We start from the raw sequence: 6,032 nt of genomic DNA on the forward strand, positions 1-6,032 counted from the left end.
GGAGTCGAAAAATGTCTCAATACGCGAAACTCAAGGCGCAGATCGCCGATCTGCAGGCCCAGGCGGACGACGTGCGCCGCCAGGAAGTGGCAGCGGTGATCGCCGATGTCCAGCGAATGATTGCCGAATATGGCCTGACGGCCCAGGACCTGGGCTTCGCGGAACGGGCGCGGCGCGGGCGTCCGCCGAAGAAGGCGCCGTTGCCGCCGAAATACCGCGATCCGAAGTCGGGTGCCACCTGGAGTGGGCGCGGCAAGCCGCCGAATTGGATCGTCGGCAAAAACCGCGATCGTTTTCTGATCGAGTGACCGAAGGCCAAATGGAAAGAGCCGCATCGACGATGCGGCTCTTTTGCTTTGCGGGTTTTGCGCGCCGATTTCGGCGCGGATTTACGGCCTATTTCCGCGCGGATTTTCGCGTCAGGCGCCCGCGACCCGGCGCAATGCCGGTTGCTTGGTTGCCGCGCACAGCGATTCGTAAGTCTCGACGTAACGCTGCGCCATTGCCTTCGCGCTGAAACGCGTGTCGAAACGCTCGCGGATCGCGGTGCGCGACAGGCTGTCGATCCGGTGCAGCGCGCCGACCGCGCCCTGCACGTCCTCGACGATGAAGCCGGTCACGCCGTCCTCGATCACTTCCGGCACGGAGCCGCGGTTGAACGCGACGACCGGCGTGCCGCAGGCCATCGCCTCGATCATCACCAGGCCGAACGGCTCCGGCCAGTCGATCGGGAACAGCAGCGCCTTCGCGCCGGACAGGAACGCCGGCTTTTGTGCTTCGTTGATCTCGCCGATGAATTCGACGTGCGCCTGGCCGAGCAGCGGCTCGATCACTTCCTTGAAGTAGTCGGCGTCGGCCTTGTCGACCTTCGCCGCGATCTTCAGCGGCAGCCCGCTTTGCGCGGCGATGCGGATCGCGGTGTCGACGCGCTTTTCGGGACAGATCCGGCCGAGGAACGCGAGGTATTCGGGCTTCACGTCCGGCTGCGGCGTGAGCAGCGTGTCGGGCAGCCCGTGGTACACGGTGCCGGCCCACGCGGCCTGCGGCAGCGGCTTGCGCTGGTTGTTCGAGATCGACACGACCGGCGAATACGGGAACGCGTCGAACACCGGCTGCAGCTCCGGCAGGTCGAGGCGCCCGTGCAGCGTCGTCACGTACGGCGTGTCGAGGCGCGACATCAGCGGGAACGGCAGGTAGTCGAGGTGGAAGTGCAGCACGTCGAATTCGTGCGCGACCCGGGCGACCTGCTCGAGGAGCCGCATATGGGGCGCCATCGAATCGCGGACCGACGGGTCGAGCCGCAGCGCGCGCGGCCACGCCGCCTCGAGACGGGCCGACGTGACGGAGTCGCCGCTGGCGAACAGCGTCACGTCATGGCCGAGTTCGACGAGCGCCTCGGTGAGGTAGGACACGACACGCTCGGTGCCGCCGTAGAGTTTCGGCGGGACGGCTTCGTACAGCGGCGCGATCTGGGCAATTCGCATGGATGTTCTCCTGTGTCGATCCGGGGCGCGATGACGCCGAGACGGATCCCGTACAAGGTTGCGGAACTTGCCGACGCACGCGGTTGGCGGTACGTGGCCGGGCCCTGGGCGGGGTGCGCGGAGCGCCGGACGGCAAGCTGCGGGGCGGGCCGGCACGGCTCGCGCCGCCGCCCATTGGAGTCCATTATCGATATCGCCCTGAGGGGTTCGAGTGTTTTTTCAAACACTTAAGGCTTGTTACACGATGAAATACGCGAAAACCCCGAGAAAAAGGGCGCGGAATCATGAATCGCGACAGCCATAACTATTGTTGCGCTATCGTGAAAAAGCACTATAATTTTTACCGATCCGATTGCCGGCAGCCTTGCCGGCAAGCCTTCCACCTCTGGCGTGGCGGCCATCGGAGCCCTTCGCAACCGAATTCGCGTTGCAACCCGTTTTTCCGATTCCTTTCAATTCGCCTTGTCGGAAAAATTCCTACACGGTTTACAGACAAATCCTGCACGGCATACGCCACTTCGCTGATACCGACATAAATCCCGTTTGGCCAAAATTCGCCCTGTAAGACTATAAACGAGCCGACTGAGCGCCCGGTGCGCGCTGATCGAGCAAACGTTTTCATAACATGAATGGCCAAAGCAAAGCTTTTTAACGGGGGAATCATGAGCGCTACCAGCGAAATGCTCAGTGAGATCAAAGAGGTCAACCTGTCGTACCTCCTCCTCGCGCAGCGACTGCTGCGGGAAGACAAGGCGATGGGCATGTTCCGCATGGGCATTTCCCAGGAACTCGCCGACGTGCTCGCCAACCTCACGCTCGCGCAGACCGTGAAGCTGGCCGCGTCGAACCAGATGCTGTGCCGCTTCCGCTTCGATGATCACGCGCTGCTGTCGTCGCTCGCCGACAAGGGCCGCAGCGATGTCGTCGCGCACGCCCACTCGGCCATCCTGATGGCCGGGCAGCAGGTCGAAGGCGTCCGCTGATCCATCCCGCCTTGCGTTTGTCCCGGCGCGCCGCGCCGGCCGGCAGCGTGTTGGCCATTCATTCGAATAACGTCAAGCGGACGGTTATCACCATGGCAAGCAAAAGCGTCGTGATCGAGGTGAAGGAAATCACCCTCGCCATCGAACTGATCGAACTGGGCGCCCGGCTGCAGCTGCTGGAGGCGGAGACGAGCCTGTCGCGGGACCGTCTGATCAAGCTGTACAAGGAACTGAAGGGCGTGTCGCCGCCGAAGGGGATGCTGCCGTTCTCGACCGACTGGTTCATGACGTGGCAGCCGAACATCCACTCGTCGCTGTTCTACAACATCTACCGGTTCATGCAGGACCACGGCCGCTGCGACACGATCCAGTCGATCGTGAAGGCGTACCGGCTCTATCTGGAGCACGTGAACCTGTCCGGCGACGAGGCCGCGCTGAGCCTCACGCGGGCGTGGACGCTGGTGCGCTTCTTCGATTCGGGGATGCTGCAGATGACCCCGTGCACGCGCTGCGGCGGCCACTTCGTCGCGCATGCGCATGATCCGCATCAAGGTTTCGTGTGTGGCCTGTGCCAGCCGCCGTCGCGCGCCGGCAAGACCCGCAAGGCCGCCGCCGCGCGCGCCGAACTGGCCGCCGCCGTGGCCTGAACGCCGGGCCGGGCAAGGCCGGACGGGGCGCAAGCGGGGCCCGAGTGGCGCCCCACGGGCCGCGCGAATCGTCCGCGCATTGCTGGTAAACACCGTCGGGCCGCCGCCGGGCGGCCGCGAAAGTTTTCCTGCCGACTGCCGTAAACCTGTTTAACGGCGGTCTCCCCGCCGGTCTTTCGTGAGGGACAGGCAGTGCTGATTATCGTGGGAACACTCGTGACGCTGTTGTCCGTCTTCGGCGGTTATGCGCTGGCAGGCGGGCATCTGGGCGCCTTGATCCAGCCCGTCGAGATCCTGATGATCGTGGGCGCCGGCGTCGGCGCGTTCATCCTCGGCAACGGCGGCAAGACCATCAAGGCCACGCTGCGCGTGCTGCCGACGCTCTTCAAGGGTTCGAAATACACGAAGGACGTCTATATGGAGCTGATGGCGCTGCTTTACGTGCTGCTCGCGAAGGCACGCAAGGAAGGCACGCTGACGCTCGAGGCCGACATCGACGATCCCGAAAAGAGCCCGATCTTCACGCAATACCCGAAGATCCTCGCCGATCGCCACATCGTCGAATTCCTGACCGACTACCTGCGCCTGATGGTGGGCGGCAACATGAACGCGTTCGAGATCGAGAGCCTGATGGACGAGGAGATCGAGACGCACCACACGGAAGGCGAAGGCCCGGCGCATGCGCTGATGCGCGTCGGCGACGCGATGCCGGCGTTCGGCATCGTCGCGGCCGTGATGGGCGTCGTGCACACGATGGCCTCGGCCGACAAGCCGCCCGCGGTGCTCGGCGCGATGATCGCGCAGGCGCTGGTCGGCACGTTCCTCGGGATCCTGCTGTCGTACGGGCTGATCGGGCCGCTCGCGAGCCTCGCGGAGCAGCGCGTCGCCGAGTCGACCAAGATGTTCCAGTGCATCAAGGTGACGATCCTCGCGACGCTGAACGGCTATGCGCCGGCGATCGCGGTGGAGTTCGGCCGCAAGGTGCTGTTCTCGACCGAGCGTCCGTCGTTCTCCGAGCTCGAAGAACATGTTCGCCGCGTGAAGGCGAAGTGACGCGGAGCGACCGATGAGCAAGAGCAAGGATCGCGCGATCGTCGTCAAGCGGGTGGCCCCGGCGAAGAAGGGCCACCACGGCGGCGCATGGAAGCTCGCGTACGCGGATTTCATGACCGCGATGATGGCGTTCTTCCTGCTGATGTGGCTGCTGAGCTCGGTCACGCCGGTGCAGCTGAAGGGGATCGCCGAATACTTCAACATGCCGCTGAAGGCCGCGATTCTCGGCAGCGGCGACCGCAGCTCGCAGGAGTCCAGCATCATCAACGGCGGCGGCCGCGACCTGTCGAGCGTCGACGCCGGCACGCTGCGCCGCACCGACGGCACGACGTCGCTCGCCGAGCGTCTCGCGAAGGCGGGCGACGACAATTCCCGGTCGCAGGCGCAGGGCGCGCAGGACCGGCTCGAGCAGACGCGCCTGCACGACCTGCAGATCAAGCTGATGGCCGCGATCGAGGCCAACCCGACACTGCGCCAGTTCAAGCAGCAGATCCGCATCGATTCGACGCTGATGGGGCTGCGCATCGAGATCGTCGATTCCCAGAAGCGGCCGATGTTCGCGATGTCGAGCGACCACGTCGAGCCGTACATGCGCGACATCCTGCGCGAGATCGGCAAGACGCTGAACGACGTGCCGAACCGGATCATCGTCCAGGGCCATACCGACGCCGTGCCGTACGCGGGCGGCGAGGGCGGCTACAGCAACTGGGAACTGTCGGCCGACCGCGCGAACGCGTCGCGCCGCGAGCTGATCTCCGGCGGCATGGACGAGGCGAAAGTGCTGCGCGTGCTCGGCCTCGCGTCGACGCAGAACCTGAACAAGGCCGATCCGCTCGATCCGGAAAACCGCCGGATCAGCGTGATCGTGCTGAATCGCAAATCCGAAGAAGCGCTGATGCGCGACGACGCGACGACGACGACGCTGTCCGCCGACGCGGCCGGCTCGAAGCTGCTCGCGCAGCAGCTCGGCGGCCCGACGCCGGCGGTGCGGCCGGTCGTGGCGAGCGCCGTCGCCGTGGCGCCGAAACCCTGACGTTTCCGAGACAGACATGATCCGAACCATTCTCGCCATCGACGACTCCGCGACCATGCGTGCGCTGCTGCAGGCCACGCTTGCGCAGGCGGGCTACGACGTGACGGTGGCGCCGGACGGCGAAGCCGGCTTCGACATGGCGGCGACGGCGCCGTACGACCTGGTCCTGACCGACCAGAACATGCCGCGCAAGAGCGGGCTCGAGGTGATCGCCGCGCTGCGCAAGCTGACCGCGTACGCGGACACGCCGATCCTCGTGCTGACGACCGAGGGCAGCGATGCGTTCAAGGACGCCGCACGCGACGCGGGCGCGACCGGCTGGATCGAAAAGCCGATCGACCCGGGCGTGCTCGTCGAGCTGGTCGCGACGCTGTCCGAGCCGGCTGCCTCCTGACATGAACGCGACGAATTCAACCGGTGACCGGGCATGACTCTCGACATCACTCAGTTCTACCAGACCTTTTTCGACGAAGCCGACGAGCTGCTCGCGCAGATGGAGCAGCTGCTGCTGAACCTCGACGTCGATGCGCCCGATCCCGAGGATCTGGCGGCGATCTTCCGCGCCGCGCATTCGATCAAGGGCGGCGCGGCGACGTTCGGCTTTTCCGCGCTGACCGATACGACGCACATCCTCGAATCGCTGCTCGACCGCGCGCGCAACCATGAGCTGACGCTGACCAAGGAAATGATCGACGCGTTCCTGGAAACCAAGGACGTGTTGTCCGACCAGCTCGTCGACTACCGCGCGAGTGCCGAACCGGACGCGGCCGCCGCCGCGACGATCTGCGCGAAGCTCGAACGGCTGAAGGCCGAAAGCGGCGCGGGCGCGCCT

The 6,032-nt window shown here is 65.3% G+C and carries 8 protein-coding genes; 7 read left to right on the forward strand and 1 reads right to left on the reverse strand.

Translation table 11 applies throughout. The features are described 5' to 3' along the window. Positions 1 to 11: 11 nt before the first annotated feature. Positions 12 to 308 (forward strand): H-NS histone family protein, encoded by a 297-nt coding sequence (locus tag JMF86_RS00835; RefSeq protein ID WP_006489320.1) that lies wholly within the window; start codon positions 12 to 14, stop codon positions 306 to 308. 111 nt (positions 309 to 419) lie between these two features. On the opposite strand, the gene JMF86_RS00840 is transcribed toward JMF86_RS00835, so the two are convergent. Continuing rightward, the gene (locus tag JMF86_RS00840; RefSeq protein WP_125380917.1) at positions 420 to 1,484 is read right to left on the reverse strand and encodes a glycosyltransferase family 4 protein; all 1,065 of its coding nucleotides are present in this window, start codon (positions 1,482 to 1,484) and stop codon (positions 420 to 422) included. 662 nt (positions 1,485 to 2,146) lie between these two features. On the opposite strand from JMF86_RS00840, the gene flhD reads away from it, so the two are divergent. From flhD to JMF86_RS00870, 6 genes are all read left to right on the forward strand, one after another. Further along, positions 2,147 to 2,467 (forward strand): flagellar transcriptional regulator FlhD, encoded by a 321-nt coding sequence (gene flhD, locus JMF86_RS00845; protein ID WP_011350590.1) that lies wholly within the window; start codon positions 2,147 to 2,149, stop codon positions 2,465 to 2,467. 92 nt (positions 2,468 to 2,559) lie between these two features. Next, a complete protein-coding gene (gene flhC / locus JMF86_RS00850; protein ID WP_006477349.1) occupies positions 2,560 to 3,114 on the forward strand; it encodes a flagellar transcriptional regulator FlhC in 555 nt (184 codons plus the stop codon). 192 nt (positions 3,115 to 3,306) lie between these two features. Then, the gene (gene motA, locus JMF86_RS00855) at positions 3,307 to 4,167 is read left to right on the forward strand and encodes a flagellar motor stator protein MotA (RefSeq protein WP_006477350.1); all 861 of its coding nucleotides are present in this window, start codon (positions 3,307 to 3,309) and stop codon (positions 4,165 to 4,167) included. Between the two features lie 13 nt (positions 4,168 to 4,180). Further along, entirely contained in the window at positions 4,181 to 5,200 is a 1,020-nt protein-coding gene (motB, locus tag JMF86_RS00860) for a flagellar motor protein MotB (protein ID WP_011546714.1), read from the forward strand. A 16-nt stretch (positions 5,201 to 5,216) separates the two neighbouring features. After that, positions 5,217 to 5,594 (forward strand): response regulator, encoded by a 378-nt coding sequence (locus JMF86_RS00865; protein WP_006477352.1) that lies wholly within the window; start codon positions 5,217 to 5,219, stop codon positions 5,592 to 5,594. 33 nt (positions 5,595 to 5,627) lie between these two features. Then, positions 5,628 to 6,032: Hpt domain-containing protein (locus JMF86_RS00870; RefSeq protein ID WP_201316677.1), on the forward strand; the 405-nt coding region annotated here is incomplete at its 3' end.

Source organism: Burkholderia sp. E168m15 (assembly GCF_016586105.1).
Lineage (GTDB): Bacteria > Pseudomonadota > Gammaproteobacteria > Burkholderiales > Burkholderiaceae > Burkholderia > Burkholderia orbicola.